This window comes from Sphingopyxis sp. OAS728, assembly GCF_014873485.1.
Taxonomy (GTDB): domain Bacteria; phylum Pseudomonadota; class Alphaproteobacteria; order Sphingomonadales; family Sphingomonadaceae; genus Sphingopyxis.
In genome coordinates, this window is sequence record NZ_JADBDT010000001.1 from 1491521 (window position 1) to 1507129 (window position 15609).

Annotated in this window: 14 protein-coding genes and 1 tRNA gene; 9 read left to right on the plus strand and 6 right to left on the minus strand. The window is 65.2% G+C overall.

The window, feature by feature from the left end; all coding sequences use genetic code 11:
• Positions 1 to 94: 94 nt before the first annotated feature.
• The 3 genes from GGC65_RS06985 to GGC65_RS06995 form a co-directional block, all read right to left on the minus strand.
• Positions 95 to 601 carry a CinA family protein gene (locus tag GGC65_RS06985; RefSeq protein WP_192646489.1) on the minus strand — a complete coding sequence of 169 codons (507 nt, stop codon included), beginning with the start codon at positions 599 to 601 and terminating at the stop codon, positions 95 to 97.
• Between the two features lie 285 nt (positions 602 to 886).
• On the minus strand, positions 887 to 3112 hold the full coding sequence (locus GGC65_RS06990) for a hypothetical protein (protein ID WP_318780132.1): 2226 nt from the start codon (positions 3110 to 3112) through the stop codon (positions 887 to 889).
• 286 nt (positions 3113 to 3398) lie between these two features.
• Positions 3399 to 3911, minus strand: a complete 513-nt coding sequence (locus tag GGC65_RS06995) for a PA2169 family four-helix-bundle protein (protein WP_225940715.1) — start codon at positions 3909 to 3911, stop codon at positions 3399 to 3401.
• 346 nt (positions 3912 to 4257) lie between these two features.
• Here GGC65_RS06995 and GGC65_RS07000 point away from each other — a divergent pair, with 346 nt between their 5' ends.
• The 4 genes from GGC65_RS07000 (at position 4258) to GGC65_RS07015 (ending at position 10095) form a co-directional block, all read left to right on the plus strand.
• The gene (locus tag GGC65_RS07000; protein ID WP_192646490.1) at positions 4258 to 6603 is read left to right on the plus strand and encodes a glycosyltransferase family 4 protein; all 2346 of its coding nucleotides are present in this window, start codon (positions 4258 to 4260) and stop codon (positions 6601 to 6603) included.
• A gap of 3 nt (positions 6604 to 6606) precedes the next feature.
• Positions 6607 to 7638, plus strand: coding sequence for a mannose-1-phosphate guanylyltransferase (locus GGC65_RS07005; protein ID WP_192646491.1), 1032 nt, complete (start codon positions 6607 to 6609; stop codon positions 7636 to 7638).
• Between the two features lie 116 nt (positions 7639 to 7754).
• The gene (locus GGC65_RS07010; RefSeq protein ID WP_192646492.1) at positions 7755 to 8501 is read left to right on the plus strand and encodes an HAD-IIB family hydrolase; all 747 of its coding nucleotides are present in this window, start codon (positions 7755 to 7757) and stop codon (positions 8499 to 8501) included.
• 94 nt (positions 8502 to 8595) lie between these two features.
• Positions 8596 to 10095 carry an MFS transporter gene (locus GGC65_RS07015; protein WP_192646493.1) on the plus strand — a complete coding sequence of 500 codons (1500 nt, stop codon included), beginning with the start codon at positions 8596 to 8598 and terminating at the stop codon, positions 10093 to 10095.
• A gap of 5 nt (positions 10096 to 10100) precedes the next feature.
• On the opposite strand, the gene GGC65_RS07020 is transcribed toward GGC65_RS07015, so the two are convergent.
• Positions 10101 to 10856, minus strand: a complete 756-nt coding sequence (locus GGC65_RS07020) for an SDR family oxidoreductase (RefSeq protein ID WP_192646494.1) — start codon at positions 10854 to 10856, stop codon at positions 10101 to 10103.
• A 213-nt stretch (positions 10857 to 11069) separates the two neighbouring features.
• Here GGC65_RS07020 and GGC65_RS07025 point away from each other — a divergent pair, with 213 nt between their 5' ends.
• From GGC65_RS07025 to GGC65_RS07035, 3 genes are all read left to right on the plus strand, one after another.
• Positions 11070 to 11324, plus strand: coding sequence for a hypothetical protein (locus GGC65_RS07025; protein WP_192646495.1), 255 nt, complete (start codon positions 11070 to 11072; stop codon positions 11322 to 11324).
• 13 nt (positions 11325 to 11337) lie between these two features.
• Positions 11338 to 11589 carry a hypothetical protein gene (locus GGC65_RS07030; RefSeq protein WP_192646496.1) on the plus strand — a complete coding sequence of 84 codons (252 nt, stop codon included), beginning with the start codon at positions 11338 to 11340 and terminating at the stop codon, positions 11587 to 11589.
• A 78-nt stretch (positions 11590 to 11667) separates the two neighbouring features.
• Positions 11668 to 11865 carry a DUF3606 domain-containing protein gene (locus GGC65_RS07035; protein ID WP_192646497.1) on the plus strand — a complete coding sequence of 66 codons (198 nt, stop codon included), beginning with the start codon at positions 11668 to 11670 and terminating at the stop codon, positions 11863 to 11865.
• Between the two features lie 498 nt (positions 11866 to 12363).
• Here GGC65_RS07035 and GGC65_RS07040 read toward each other — a convergent pair whose 3' ends face one another.
• Complete coding sequence (locus GGC65_RS07040) at positions 12364 to 13584, minus strand: tyrosine-type recombinase/integrase (protein ID WP_192646498.1); 1221 nt, start codon at positions 13582 to 13584, stop codon at positions 12364 to 12366.
• Positions 13585 to 13802: 218 nt separating this feature from the next.
• Positions 13803 to 13878: transfer RNA gene (locus GGC65_RS07045), tRNA-Trp, on the minus strand.
• Positions 13879 to 13970: 92 nt separating this feature from the next.
• Between GGC65_RS07045 and GGC65_RS07050 the strand changes: the two genes are divergently transcribed.
• Both GGC65_RS07050 and GGC65_RS07055 read left to right on the plus strand, forming a co-directional pair.
• Complete coding sequence (locus GGC65_RS07050) at positions 13971 to 14915, plus strand: DMT family transporter (RefSeq protein ID WP_192646499.1); 945 nt, start codon at positions 13971 to 13973, stop codon at positions 14913 to 14915.
• Positions 14912 to 15535: a glutathione S-transferase family protein gene (locus tag GGC65_RS07055; RefSeq protein WP_192646500.1), complete on the plus strand. Its 624-nt coding sequence runs from the start codon at positions 14912 to 14914 to the stop codon at positions 15533 to 15535. The genes GGC65_RS07050 and GGC65_RS07055 overlap by 4 nt, the downstream gene beginning before the upstream one ends.
• Positions 15536 to 15609: the final 74 nt, after the last annotated feature.

The window sequence follows — 15609 nt, forward strand, 5'->3', positions numbered from 1 at the left end:
GAGACTGGCTTGCAATGCCGGCGCGCCGCGGCCGGCTGCAAATTCAGCGCCGCCCGTTGCTCGGGAGAGCGACCGAGCCTCTGCGCAAATCCAGTCAGGCCTCGCGCTCGCGTAACCGTCGGGCCGCATCGGCAAGCATGGCGAGGGCAACGCCCACCGCGGCTTCGAGAACCGCCGGCCGGCCGATATCGCCAAAATGATGCTCTTCGATTTCGACCCCGTCGCGTGCGGCCGTCGCGACATAGACCAGGCCTACCTCTTCGTCGGCCTGCTGCGGCCCGCAAAAGCCGGTGACAGAAACCGCGATGTCGGCCCGGCCCTGCTCGAGGGCTCCGTCGGCCATCGCGCGGGCCACCTCGGGATTGACCGCCTCGCATCGCTCCGCATCGGCACGGTCCACTCCGAGCATGTCGCACTTCGCATCGAGCGAGTAGGCAACATATCCGCGCTCGAGGCTGGGTCCGAGCTCGGTATCGCCCGCGAACACCGCGGCGAGTTGCCCGCCCGTACAGCTTTCTGCCGTGGCGATCCGGAGGTCGGTTCCGCGCAGCGCCTGCTTCAGCGCAGCGATATGGGCTGCGTTGGGCGGGCCCGCGCTCATGAGCCGCCTCCGCGGGCGCGGGCGCACGCCCGGGCGGAGGCGATAATGGCGGCGAATGATCGGGACATGACAATTTTCCTTTTGCCTGTCCTGCTGAAACGAAAATCCATGCCGAAGGTTTCCCCGCGGATAATCGCTGAAAATTGCTGGACGGAATTGCGCAGGCCATCTTGCGACGAGGGCGTGCCATGCCGCGACGAAAGGCGATCGTCCCTGGGGCTCAACGCCGCAAGCGGAATGATAAAAGTCCGAGGCACGCCCCGCTTTCGGGGTTCCCCTATGCAACTACCAGCTCAGGATATAGCGCGCATTGGCCGCGACGCGGAAATCGATGCGGTCAACGTTCTGGGCGTGGTGCTCGCAGGGGGCGCCGCGAACCGGCGAAAGGCGGACGGGTGGAAGCCTCTTGCGTTTCTGCCGCACGATGCTGAGCCGCGCAAAACAGTCATGTTCGCCGTCGAGCTGAATGACCAGACGGCGCTCGCCGACCGGTTCGACAACGCGGATGAAATGGTCCGCGGCGAGCAGGAACGGCGCTCCCTCGATCCGGTGGAAACCGCGCGTCGCGAACACGAACGCCGCTCCCGCGCCATAGACTTCCTGCCCGACTTGCCCCGCCGGCTGTCCGTCGGGGTAGAGATCCTCGAGCGGAAAGTTCAATGCGCGGTCGACGTGCCCATTGGGCGCGCGTTGTTCGCTCGAAATTGCGTCGCGCGGCAGCGCATCGGGATAATAATACCAGGCGCGGTCGAGGGCGTAGCGGCAGTACTCGCTTACGAGCAGGCGTGCGGCCGGGTCGAGTTCGGGGCCCCCCGCCGCCAGATATTCGTCGAACGCCGCGAAGGCTTCGAAACATTCGTACATCGCCATATAAGGCGCATCCTGCAGGCAGGTGACGCCCATGAAATTACGGTAATGAACCGCGAGCCCGATCTCGCTTTCCCAGATCTCGCAGTTATGGAAGAAGCTGGCCAGATAGACGTAACTTTGTTCCAGATAGACCTTACGGTTCGTGATCCGCCACAGCCGCATGCATGCAACCGCGCCCCACGCCGTGAGATTGGCCTGATAGTTCAGCGCGAAGCCGAGTCCGATCGCCGCGTCAATCGCCGCGCGCGCCTCGTCAAGGTAGCGCTTGTCGTCGGTCAGCTCGAACGCGCGCAGCATGACCATGGCATAGAAGCCGCCGACATCGGTCTGGCCTCGCCCATCGGCGCCTGCCGCGGCGGTGATCACCGAGAAATCGGTCACCTTGAACTGGATCGGCCACTGATAGTCGAAATGGTGAGCCACCTTGATCGCAAAATCGATCGAATCGAGAAACAGCGCGCGCGCCTTCGGGTTGCCGCCGAGCGCCAGCTTCGCGAGGTTAAGGAGAGGGTGATAGAGATACCAGCTGTCGACGGCGTCGGCATCCTTGTCCGCTCCGACGTTCGGCAGGTAGCGCCGCAGCGTCCCCAGCTCGCGGTCGTAGAAACGATTCATCCCGGCAAGGAATTCCGCCTCGAGCGGATGGGGCTCGCCCGACCATTTTCCCCAATCGCAAAGAGCGGAGATGATCGACATCTGGACCATGGAATCGGGATATTCGGCCGCGGTGTAAGGATGGACGTAGCGATGGCCATAATGGGCGACCGTTGCCTCCGGCGCCCGATCGAGATCGCGCAGGGTGCGCTCGGCGCGCCCCGGCCAGTCGCGAAAGTCCGTCCGCGGCGCTTCGATCTCGCGGTATGCCGCGGCAAGCATCTGCAGAAAATACCGCGCGCTCTGGCGCTCGTCCGAAGGCGCGCCTGGCCGCAGGACAAGAATGGCGTCCGACAGCGGAACCTCGCGTCCTGGCGGCAGGGGTTCCGCGGCGGCGCCTCCCTCCGCCGGCACGGGCACAAGATAGCCGAGCTCGGGCCATATACCGCCCACCGCGTCCTCGGGCTTGGTACCGGTGGCTGCGAAATAGGGGTTGAGCGCGGTCAGATTCTGAAAATATAGAGCCGTTCCCACCCCGCCGTCATCGCTATGGAAATAGACGAGGCCGGCGTTCAGTCCTCGCTGCGAGGCAATCACACGCCCCCGGGCGCCCAGCGGATCGTCGCGGGCATCGAGCACGAACAGATCGCGCGGAACGAAGGGCAGGTAGAGCGAACGCGCGGGCGTAAAATGCGTCTTACACCGCAGCAGATCGAAGGCGTCGGCCGCCGCGCTGAATGCCACGAGATAGTCGCCTGCGTCCGCCGTGATCCGAAACCGTGCCGCCTCCCCTTCCCGCGGCGCGACCAGCTGGACGTCGCCCTCGCCCGACCAGGTCGCTGCGCGCAGCGCGAGCCCGCCGCCTTCCGCGCGCCGCGCGAAGGCGAACAGCGCGCTCCCGACGATCGACACCTCCACCGACAGGTTTCCAAACGAAAAGGTCGCGACACGCTTCGCTCCAGCGCGCAGGGCGCCGCGAAAGTCGAGTAGCGGACCGCTGACTTCGCTGACTTCGTGCGCTTCGCCTTTCGCAATCTTCCCGCTCACTGAAATACTCCTTTCGAAGACGAGCTTGCCGCTCCCGGGTGGCCGATCCCGCTAACGGCTGCGGAAGGTCGCCGGTTCCCGCTCCTTGTGCCAAGTTACCGGATTTGCGGACAAATCGCCGCCGTGATCGGCGCGGCTGCGAAGAGTCATGGCTGCAGTGCCCGGCCAGTGCGTGCCCGATCCGGGACATTACCAAGTTGATGCGAAGTATGCCCGCACCAAGAAGGCGGCCCCGGCGATGCGAGGGCCGCCTTGGTGACATGCGGTCACCCGCGCGCGCGGCGATTCAGTTAGCGTCTAGCCCATGTTTGAGCGCCGACATCTGATCGTGGCCGCTACGGACGGACGAATAGCTCGCCTCGATCAGCTGACGAACGGCAGGATCGAGATCGGTTTCCTGTAGCGCCGTCTCGAACTTCGACTTGATATGATCTTCGCCGCGTTCGACCTCCGCAATGACCGCGCTGTCGTCGCGCTCGCCGGTCAACAGGTCGCGCAGTCCCAGGAAGGCGCGATGCGCGGACGCGAGGACCGTGCCGTCATCTTCCGGGTTGCCACCGAGAGTGCGGACCTGGGCCTGGAAATCGGCGACGATCGCCTGACGCTCGTTGGCGCGGCTGAGAAACAGGTCCCTGAACTGCGCCGCATTCGCTTCGTCGGCTGCCTTTCGGTATCCATCCACACTGTCGAGCGTCGTGGCAATGAGCGAGTTCAGGGTCGCGACATTCTTGTTATCAGACATCGTGAATATCCTTTTGCTGATTGAATGGTGCCGGCCCCGTGCCGGCGCCTTGACCATCCAACCGCTCTCGACGCCTAAAGTTGCAAGCGGTCTCCGCAGCAGCGCAGCCCGCCGCAAGTACGCCCTTTTCGGCTGTTCGGCGGTGTCTTTGCCCTCGCCTTGTCCGGCCTGGCCACTGGCTGACTACTGCGTCCCGCCACAGCGCGGGCGCTCGCCCATGAGGCGTCGCCGGCTGCAATTTTTCACAAGCAGGCGTTGCAACTCGCGATGGGTTTCGGCGTTAGACAGCTATCTCCAACCCGCTCCGGCTTCGGCAGTTGCCCGAAGACGACGCTCTGCGCCTTGTGCGCGAGCGGGTCGATGCGCGCGCGCCACGGCCGGAGCCCGAACAAACGGGGTTTCTATGAAGCACGACGGCAATGACCGCTTCTTTCGCCAGACCGAAGACGATGAAGGCCTCTCCTTCAGAGCCGATCCGACTACCGCGTTCGGCGCACCTGTCGCGCCCGCGCGCCTTGCGCTCATCGGTTGCTTCCGGCCGCGGCGCTGCGGCATCGCGACCTTTACCGCCGATACCTACGACCATCTGCGTCTCGCGGCACCTGACCTTTCCGTTGACATTTACGCGATGTGCGCAGGCGCCGACGCGCCAAGCGACCCGGCGATCGTTCAGACCATCGCCGAAACTAATGCCGAGAGCTATCGCCGCGCCGCCGAGGCGATCAATCGGAGCGGCGCGAGCGCAGTGTGGCTCCAGCACGAGTTCGGAATATTCGGCGGGGCTGCCGGGAGCCTGGTCCTCGATTTCGTCGATCGCATTGCCGCGCCGCTCATCATAACCTTGCATACGGTGCTGGCGGAGCCGAGCCCCGAGCAGCGCCATGTGATGGACCGCCTCGTCGCGCGCGCTGCAAAGCTCGTCGTGATGAGCGACTTTGGCCGCTCGACGCTGGTGGAGGTCTATGGCGCCGACCCCGGCCAGATCGAGCATATCGAGCATGGCACCCCAGACCGCTCCTTCGTCGAGATCAGCCCGCTGCGCGAAGCGCTCGGGATCGCCGCGCGGCCCGTGCTGTCGACGTTCGGCCTGATCGGCCCCGGCAAGGGGCTCGAGGCCGCGATCCGCGCCCTCCCGGCTGTTGCCGTCCACTACCCCGATATCATGTACCGCATTGTCGGCGCAACGCACCCCAATCTGATCGCGCGCGAGGGCGAGGCCTATCGCGACAGTCTCAAGGCGCTCGCCGAAAGCCTCGGGGTGGCCGCCAATATCGCCTGGGAAGATCGTTTTCTCAATACCGACGAACTGCTCGAGCAGATCGAACTGTGCGACATCTATCTCGCCCCCTATCCGAATCTCCAGCAGATCACCTCGGGGACACTCGCCTATGCAGTCGCGCTCGGGCGCGCAGTGGTGTCGACCCCCTTCGTGCACGCGCGCGAACTGCTCCGCGATGACGTGGGCATTCTGCTCCCCGATGCCGACAGCGAGGCGATCGCCGAGGCGGTGCTCCTGCTGCTCGCGGTGCCCGAGGAGCGGCGCGCGCTGCAGCGGCGAGCCTATGCGCGCGGCCGCCTTACGCGATGGGGCGTGATCGCCCGTCAATGCGCCGAGCTCGTCCGCGAGGTCGCGGTGAAGGCCGAAAGCGTCTCCGACATGCGGCGCGCGCCATCGCTCGAAGGCGTCTGGGCCATGTGCGACGACGTCGGCATGATGCAGCACGCCATCCATCTGGTGCCCGATCGCCGGCACGGCTATTGCATCGACGACAATGCGCGGGCGCTGATGCTGGTGCACAGCCTGCCAGGCCGCACGCAGCAGGAGGCGGAACAGCGCGCCCTCGGCTTTGCAAGCTTCATCCAGCACGCCTGGAACCCCGACCGGGGCCTTTTCCGCAATTTCATGGGCTATGACCGAAGCTGGCTCGAGGAGGCGGGATCGGAGGACAGCAATGGCCGAACGCTCTGGGCGCTGGGCCATGCCGCCGGCCGGGCGCGCTCGGGAGCGATGCGAAGCTGGGCGGCCGAGTGGTTCGACCGGACAGCGGGCATAACGGAAGGCTTCAAAAGCCCGCGCGCGATTGCGTTCGCTATTCTTGGTGCCGACGCATTGCTCGCGGCGAATCCCTCCAACGCCCGCGCTCGCGCGCTCATCGAGCGCGGCGGCGCCTTTCTGGGCGCGCTTTGGAAGGCAGGAAGCCGGGCCGGCTGGGAGTGGTTCGAAGCCGGACTGGCGTACGACAATGCGCGGCTTCCCGAGGCGCTGATCCGGGCCGGGCGCCGCCTCCCCTCGCTTCCACTGGAGGAAGCCGGGCTCGAGGCGCTCGACTGGCTCGCCTCGATGCAGACGGCTCCCGAGGGACATTTTCGTCCGGTCGGCTCGGAGAGCTTCAGCCGCGCCGGGGAGGTATTGCCGTTCGATCAGCAGCCGCTCGAGGCGTGGGCTACGGTTGCCGCGTGCGGCACGGCCTATAGCGGAAGCGGAGGAAGACGCTGGCGGGAATATGCCGAGACGGCCTATGCCTGGTTTCTGGGGCAGAACGACCGCGGCGCCTTGCTGGGAGACACCCGGTCCGGCCGTTGCCTCGACGGACTCACGCCGCGCGGTGTGAACCGGAACAGCGGCGCCGAGTCGATCCTTGCGTTCCACCTGGCGCACCGGACGATGGCCGACATATTCTGGCGCGATGCCGTGCCCTCGGCGACGAGCGCGGATCGGGGTGCCGCCCGCGCTGGCCTTGCGAGCTGACCGATGACGCCGTCCATCCAGCCCGTGATCCTCTGCGGCGGCGCGGGAACGCGCCTCTGGCCCGCTTCCCGCGGCGCGCGCGCCAAGCAGTTCCTCGACATTCTCGGCGAGGAAAGCTTGTTCGCGCGCACGCTTGCGCGTGTTGCCGGACCCGGGTTCGGCCGGCCGCTCGTCATTTGCGGGACGCAGCATGTCGCCATGGTTCGCGCGCAGTCGGGAGATCATGCGCCGCGCCTCATCGTCGAGCCGGCTCCCCGCAACACGGCAGCCGCGGTGGCGCTTGCGGTCGCGGGCGCCAGCCCGGACGCGCTTCTTCTCGTGATGCCGAGCGACCATATCATCACCGACGTTGCAGCCTTTCATCGCGCCATCGGTCAAGCAGCGTCGCTGGCGCGCGAAGACTGGCTCGTCACTTTCGGCATCGAGCCCGAGCGGCCCGACACCGGCTTCGGATATATTGCGAGCGGCGCGCCGATCGGCGACTCGGCCTTCGCGGTCCGCCGCTTCATCGAAAAGCCGCCGCTGAAGGATGCGGAAGCGATGCTCGCCGAAGGCGGCTACAGCTGGAACGCCGGGATATTCCTTTTTCGCGCCGGCGCGATGCGCGCCGCCATGCTGACGCACTGCCCCGCAATTTTCGAGGCGGCGGAGGCCGGGTTCGCCAAGGGCGCGGAGAATGGCGACACGCTCCTTGCCGACCGCACCGCTTTCGAGGCCGCGCCATCGGACTCGATCGACTATGCGGTGATGGAAAAGCATGACCGTGTCGCGGTCGTTCCCGTCGCGATGGGCTGGTCCGATCTCGGCAGCTGGCAAGCTGTGCACGCGCTCGCCGGCTGCGACGAGGCGGGCAATGCCTGCGCTGGCGACCTGTTCGCGCTCGACAGCCGCGGCTGTCTCGTACGCGCCGAAGGCAAGCGCGTGTCGCTCGTCGGAATGGAAGATGTCGCCGTCATCGTCGACGGAGACGATATTCTCGTCATGCCGCTGGCGCGCTCGCAGGACGTTCGCGCCGCCGCGCTCGCCCGGCAGTAATCCAACCGGCAGCTCGCGGCGCACGCCGCGCGCTGCCGCATCCCATGATCCACGACACTGATGGCCGGACCGCACAGCCTGCGTTCTACGGCACTAAAAAAAGGGAAGACCAATCGATGAAGCAACTCGTGGCATTCGACCTTGATGGCACCTTGGCAGAAAGCAAGCAGCCGCTGCCACCCGAAATGGCCGAAGCGTTGGCCGATCTGCTCGAGGTGATTGACGTGGCGGTGATCTCGGGAGGCGACTGGCCGCAATTCGACAAGCAGGTTGCGAGCCGCCTCCCCGAGCGCGCCGACCGCGCCCGGCTCTGGCTTATGCCGACAACGGGAACGAAGCTGTACACGCATGCAAATGGTGAATGGCGCCCGGTCTATGCCGAGCTTTTCGACGACGAGCAGAAGCGCGAGATCCTGAACGCTTTCGACGCGTCGCTTGAGGCAACCGGTTTCGTGCCGGAAGAAACCTGGGGAGAGCGGATCGAGGATCGCGGCAGCCAGATTACCTTCTCGGCGCTTGGCCAACAGGCTCCGGTACACGCCAAGGAGGTCTGGGATCCCGATTTCGCGAAGCGAAAGATCATCCAGGCCGATCTCAAATCCCGGCTTGCCGGCCTGTCGATCAACATGGGCGGCGCGACGTCGATCGATGTCACCCGCGCGGGCGTCGACAAGGGCTATGGTCTGAAAAAGCTCGCCGAGACCAGCGGCATTGCACTCGACGCGATGCTGTTCATTGGCGATGCGATCTTCCCTGGTGGAAATGATTATCTCGCAAAGGAGATCGGGCTCGACACCGTCCGCGTGCGCGATCCCGAAGAGACACGCGCCGTCATCGCGGCACTTGTCGCCTGCCACAAATAGCCCCCGGCGCGAATCGCGCCGCAACAGGCCGTAGGGTCAGGCCCGCCTCCGGGGCGTGACACGACCGACGGTGCTCGGTGAGGAAGGACCCGCAATGCTGGCGCCGCAAGCCAAGATAAGCGAAGATGATCTCGAAACCGGATTGCGGCGGCTTGTCGTCGAAGCGCTCTTCTCGAATACGACGGCGGCGCTCACGACGGGCGTCGTGCTCACGGCTTTTGCCCTCCATCTCGGCGCAAACAATGCGACGATCGGACTGCTTGCCGCGATCCCCTTCCTGACCCAGCTGGCGCAGGTACCGGCGATCGCGCTCGTGAGCCGTTTGCGCCAGAGAAAACGGATCGCGGTGTTTTCGAGCATCTTCGGGCGGACGATGCTCGGCGTGATGGCGCTGGCGCCATTCGCCGGCGCACTCGGCCTTCCGATCATGGTCGCCGCGACGTTCGTCCTTTGCGCGCTGGGCGCGGTGGGCGGCTGCGCGTGGAACAGCTGGCTGCGGGATCTGGCTCCCGAAGAGCGGATGGGCCGCATCTTCGCGCGGCGCACCTTTTTCGCTACGCTGACGACGCTGATCGCCGGTGTTGCGGCGGCCGCGGCACTCGAGTTGACGCCCGCGGGCGGCGCGGCGCGCGACTGGAGCTTCGCGGCGCTCTACGCCACCGGTTGCGCTGCCGGGCTTGCCAGTGCATGGATCGTGGCCCGCATCCCCGAACCACAGATGCCCCGACCGGCCGAGAGGAGCCTGCACCTTCTCGAACAGCTTCGCATGCCCTTCCGCGACCGCAATTTCGCGCGGTTGATCGCCTTTCTGGGTACCTGGCAGTTCGCCATCAACTTCGCGACGCCCTTTTTCACCGTCTATCTCGTCCGGCAGCTCGGATATGACATGACAGTCGTGATGGGTCTCTCGATCGCCAGCCAGCTTGCCAATGCGTTTGCGCTACGCGGCTGGGGCGCCCTGGCCGATCGCTTTGCGAACAAGTCGGTCCTGCTTGTCGCCGCGCCGGCTTATATCGCTTGCATCGTGGCGATGGCGGGGGCGTCGCAGTTTGAAGACGACGCTTTTCGCCTCGTCTGGCTTGGCGCGCTGCACATTCTGATGGGCGGCGCTGTCGCCGGCGTCACGCTCGCGACCGCCAATATCGCGCTCAAGCTGTCGCCGCGCGGCGAGGCGGCATCCTATCTCGCCGCAAGTGCGGTGGTGACCGCGGTCGCGGCGGGGAGCGCGCCGATCCTCGGCGGCGCGCTCGCCGACTTTTTCGCGGCGCGGCAACTCGAACTCGTCGGCCGTTGGACCAACCCGGACGGCGTCTTCACCTATCTGTCGGTTCGCCTTGGCAGCTGGGACTTTTATTTCCTGCTGTCGGCGCTGCTCGGGCTTTATGCGCTGCACCGCCTTGGCCATGTTGAGGAGACGGGCGAGGCGAGCCGCGAAGAGGTGCTGCGCCAGCTGGTGAAGGAAACGCGCGGCTCGATCCACAATTTCTCGACGGTAACCGGACTCAAGGCGCTGACCGACCTCCCGGCCGGCCTCGTGCGCGAGATCCGCGTCCGGCAGCGCTTTTTTCGCATCCGCGCTGCCGGAATGCGCTGACCCCGTCAGGGATGCTCGAGCCGCGTCTCGACCCGCATCAGGGAGACTGCCGTGCGCCGTGGCTGGCTAAGCATGAAATGCGTCGCCGCTGCGATATCTTCCGCGCGCAGCATCTTGTGCGCGTTGATCAGCTCGCGCTGCTTTTCGGGCGGGAATTCGGGATATTGGAAATCCGCCCCAGTGAAGCCGGGCTCGATCAGGCCGACCTTGATATCCTCCTCGGCAAGCTCTTGCCGAAACGACTGCGCGAAGCCCTGAATGCCTGATTTCGCCGCAACATAGATCGAACTTCCCGGTTTTTTGGATACCGCCGACATCGAACCGATGAAGATGATGTCGCTTCCCGCCTCCATGCGGCGCGCCGCTTCCTGGGCGCAGATCAGATAGGCGGTAAGATCGGTGTCGAGCTGATAGCGGGTCTCGCTTTCGCCGCTGTCGGCGAGTGCCGCAGCGGGCACCGCCGCGTTGACGATCGCGATGTCGATCCCGCCAAGATAGGCCTCGGCCGCCTCGAAAAAGCGGTCGACATCCTCGGCGATGGAGAGGTCGACGTTGATGCCGTCGCCCTCGCCGACTTCGTCGATGCGCTTCAGTGCGTCGTCGAGATGCTCGGGGGTGCGGCCGCATATGAATACGCGTACGCCATAACTCGCCAAAAGCACCGCAATAGCGCGTCCGATGCCGGTCGTGCCTCCGGTGATGATGGCGCGCCGGCCATCGAGGCTCGGCTGTTCGGTATGGGCGTCCTGTTCGTCGATCATCAGCGGCTCCTTGCTTGCACGCGTTTGCCTGCCCCTCTCCCATGCGACGCTTCGGAACCGCCGGCGGTTCCACCACGCACGCGTCCCTGCCAAGAATTGCCTTGGAACGAGCGTGCCGTGTGATGGCGCATGCTACCGGAATTACAGCAGGGCGACAGGCAACTCCGGACCCGCCCGTCCGTTACTGCGGTGGGGGGTCAACGGAGACTCGATATGGGAATAGGTCGAAAAATTGTCGGAGCGGCGACGCTCGGCGCACTTTTCTATTTCACCCGCCGCCCCGCCCCGCCCGCAAAGGCGGACCGTCACAGCGCGGCATTTTCCGACGGAGAAACGCATCCCGAAAATTTCGATCAGACGCGCTCGGCGGGTCCCGATGGTATGCGAGATGACGTCCGCCGCCCGTGGGAGCGCGTCGACCAGGCAGGAGACGAATCCTTCCCGGCCAGCGACCCGCCGGCCTATTGAGCGCACGACGCCGATGCCGACCTTCACGTTACGATATAAAGATGACGGGCTTGGCCTCGATAAGCGCGTCGAGTTCGATGCGACGAGCCCGGCGGTGGCGCTCGGCGTCGCGAGCGCTGAACGGGAGGGACGCAGGGCGATCCTCCTTGCCGACGGCGAACCGCTGTGCGAACTCGCGCGCGAGAGCGAGGGCTATTGGCGCATAGCAGGCGCATCCTGCACAGGCGGTTGGGTCACCGCCCCGTCTTTCGGACGCCAGGAATGAGAATGCCATCGACGTTGTGCCAGGCGGCCCGGCGCTGCGTGCGCCATAAAGACGGCTTGGTCATAGAGGAATAAGGCGATGACCGTTTCGAAAAAGAAGGGTCGTTCGGTCGACCGCGAACGGGTCAGCCTGACGCAGCCGCACGAGGTTCAAGGTTGGGCGAAGCGCCTCGGCGTTAGCGAGGAAAGGCTGCGGGCTGCCGTCGGAAAGGTGGGCCATGTCGCATATGATGTGCGCGCCTATTTCCTGTCCGGCCGCGAGCGGGACGACGCGTAAGACTGATCGGCGGCTTGCCGTTCTCCGTCCTGGCCGGGCACATGCCGGCGCTCCTCGGGGCGCCCGACCCGGTTCGCTCGCGGAACTTTTCGAGGCGTGAGCTATTGTTCAGGCAGCCGAAGCTCGCGTATCCCGACTCCCGAACGAAGGCCGAGCTTCGGCCCGACGATTTGAGAATCGTCTCCCTGACGCCTTCAGGCTGGCGACCGCCTGAAGGGCCGATGGGGCTTTCTCTTGAGCTTGCTTACGAGAACGAAAAGGCCTCGCTCCCTCCGCGGGGCCTTTTTGCTCGTTGGCGCCGGATCCGAACGCAGAGGCGGTAGCTTATCCTGCTCTTCCTGCCAGCCGCCGCCAAGCTTGGGCTTGCCACCCCGCTTCTAGTCTGGGCCGTCATGCTCTCCTCCTCCAAACTCACCTTTGCGAGTTTGAGCGGTGGTGGACAGGGCTGAATTCGAACCAGCAGCACAGACGTCTTCGTGTCCATGCAACGGCCGATGCTTATGCAACGCCCTTCGCTTCGGCGCTGTCGAGATAGTCGGCCCACCACTGCATCATAGGTCTTCGATGCGCGAGATAGCGGGCCGAATTATAAACTCCCCGCACCCCCTGCGGCTGGTGCGCGAGCTGCATCTCGATCCAGTCGGGCTCAAACAGGCCGCTCTCGTTAAGCACGGTGCTCGCGAGGCCGCGAAAGCCGTGGACGGTCGCCTTCCCGCGCAGACCCATGCGGTACATGATGTCGAGCATGCGGTTCTCGCTGATCACCAGCGATTTCGAGATTGGGACGGGGAAGAGGTAGCGGCCAAGCCGCATATTGCCAGCTGCGCGATAGACGTTCAGCTCCAGGATCTCGTGATACAGCGCGACGGCCTGACGCGGCAGCGGCACCAGATGCTCGCTCCGCATCTTCATCCGCTCGGGCGAGATGCGCCACATCGGATTATCGCCTTCCATGTCCTCAAACTCTGCAAACTCCGCGAAGCGGGTTTCCGAGGTGCGCACCATCGTCACGATCGTCCAGCGAAGCGCGAGGTGGCTGAGGCGCTCGCCGGTATCGGCGTTGAACTTTACGTAGAAGTCCGGGAGGTCTTTGGCCGCGATCTTGGACCGGTGGCGTACCGGCTTCTTCTTGGCCATCGCGGGGCTGAGATCGCGGCAGGGATCGCTGTCGCAGCGCCCATCGGGGATCGCGTAACGGAAGACCTCGCTGCAATAATTCTTGATCCGGTGGGCGGTCTCGAAGGACCCGCGCGCCTGGATGCTGCGGAAGATGTCGAGCATCTCGCGCGGGGTGATCGCGGCGATGTCCTTGTTGCCGACCGCCGGAAACACGTCGCTCTCAAGGCGGGTTACGATACGCGAGGCATATTTGGGGACCCACGAGAGGATACGCGCCTCAAGCCACTCGCGTGCGACCTCCTCGAAGGTGCTGCCCGCGGCAACCGGCACGACCGCTGCCTCTTTCCGCCGTTCTTCCGACGGATCGAGACCGAGGGCCAGCTGGTGCTTCATCTTGTCGCGCCACGCGCGGGCGTCGGCGAGCGAGGTCTGGGGGAAACGCCCGCCCGAGAGAAGCTTGGCTTTGCCGTCATGGCGATAGGCGAAGCGCCAGAGCTTCGAGCCATTGGCCTCGACAAAAATGAAGAGGCCGCCGCCGTCGGCCTTCTTGTATCGCTTGGCGTCCGGCTTGAGCGCCTTCAGTGCGACGTTGGTGAGCATGAACCTGTCTCCACACGATGGTGAAACCGGCTCGAATCTCCTACCCCAAAAAACTGGGGTAGGACCCGATTTCCTACCCCAAAAATGACAAAAAAGGGGTTGGGCTGCAAGGGGGGCAGTTGGGACGGGCTGGGACTTTCGCAAGCGTTAACCCGCTGATTTCCTTGTTTTTTGGTAGGACGCTCTGGGCGTCTCTGGGTCCCCTCGGGACACCGGCCTGGCAGGGGCAGTAGGACTCGAACCTACGACCCTCGGTTTTGGAGACCGATGCTCTACCAACTGAGCTATACCCCTAGGCCGGAGTGCGCCACTAGCCGGATTGCGGGGGCGGGGCAAGAGGGATCACGGGTTGCGCGACCGGACGGGCCTGATATGCGCAATTTCGCATGAACGCCGCGCCGTCCCCCGCCCCATCCCCCGCCGCCCCGCAGAATTATCTGGGTGGTATCGGGCTCCGGTTGCTCGCGATGGTCAGCCTTTCGCTGATGTTCGTGCTGGTCAAATATATCGACGCTGTGGGCATCCATATCGTCGAGAGCCTGTTCTGGCGACAGGCGCTGGTCCTGCCCTTCCTACTCATCTGGGTGATGGCGACCAGCGGCCTGTCGTCACTCAAGACGCGGCGCATCGGCGCGCATGCCCGGCGCATGATGATGGGCCTCACCGGCATGGCATGCAATTTCGGCGCGATGATCCTGCTGCCGATGGCCGAAGCGACGACGATCAGCCTGTCGGTGCCGATCTTTGCCGTGATCTTCGCCGCGCTGCTGCTCGGCGAGGCGACGGGCTGGCAACGGTGGAGCGCGGTGATCGTCGGCTTCGTCGGCGTCCTCGTCGTGCTCGATCCGATTTCGAACTTTGCGGGCGGGTTCGGCGGGACGCATGGTCTCGGCACGGTCGTCGCGCTGACCGGCGCGATCATGACTGCACTGATCACCATCGCCGTGCGCGACCTTGGGCGTACCGAAAATGCGGGAACGATCGTCTTCTGGTTCAGCCTCTTGTCGATGATCCCGCTCGGCATCGCCCTGCCCTTCGTTATCACCCCGCATGACGGCCATGAATGGTTGCTCTTGATCGGACTCGGCTTTCTCGGCGCCGTCGTCCAGATGTCGCTGACCGGGGCGCTGCGCCTCGCGCCCGTATCGGTCGTGATCCCAATGGACTATTCGAGCTTGCTGTGGGCGATTGCCGCGGGCTGGTGGTTCTTCGGGACGCTGCCCGCGGATACAACCTGGGTCGGCGCCCCGCTCATCATCGCGTCGGGCCTGTTCATCGCCTGGCGCGAGCATCGCCGCCACATCGACCGACCGAAGGAGGTTGCCGCATGACGCGCCCGATATTGTACCACTGCCCCGACGCCCGCTCGCTGCGCTGCCTGTGGGCGGTCGAAGAGGCTGGGATCGACGTCGACCTCAGGCTGCTCAAATTCCCGCCGCGCGCGTTCGAGCCCGACTATCGCGCGGTGAATCCGCTGATGACGATTCCCGGCTGGGTCGAGGACGGGCAGCTGATGACCGAGTCCGCCGCGATCTGCGAGCGTATCGCGGAGGGGACGCCGCTCGAGCTTCGCCGCGACGAGGATGATTATTGGGCGTGGCGCAACTGGCTTCACCGCAGCGACGCGACCCTCACCTTCCCGCTTGCGATCATGATCCGCTACACGCGCGTCGAGCCCGAGGAGCGGCGGCTGGCGCAGGCGGTGGATGACTATAAAGCCTTCTTCGGCGGCCGTGCGAAGAGCATCGAGGCGGCGCTGGGCGACGGGCGCGAATGGCTGGTGGCGGGGCGCTTCACCATCGCCGACATCGTGGTCGGCTATGCCGCCTTCCTTGCGACGACATTGGGCGCCGACGATGTGCTGGGCGATGCGACGAAGGCGTGGCTTGGCCGCTGCACGGCGCGCGAAGGCTTCCGGCGCGCCCGCGCGCGGCAGAAAGCCGCCGCCTGACACAAAAGGGCCCCACCAGCTGGTGGAGCCCTCCATGTTCCTCGTGCATGGGTTGCAACAACAAGGAAAATTCA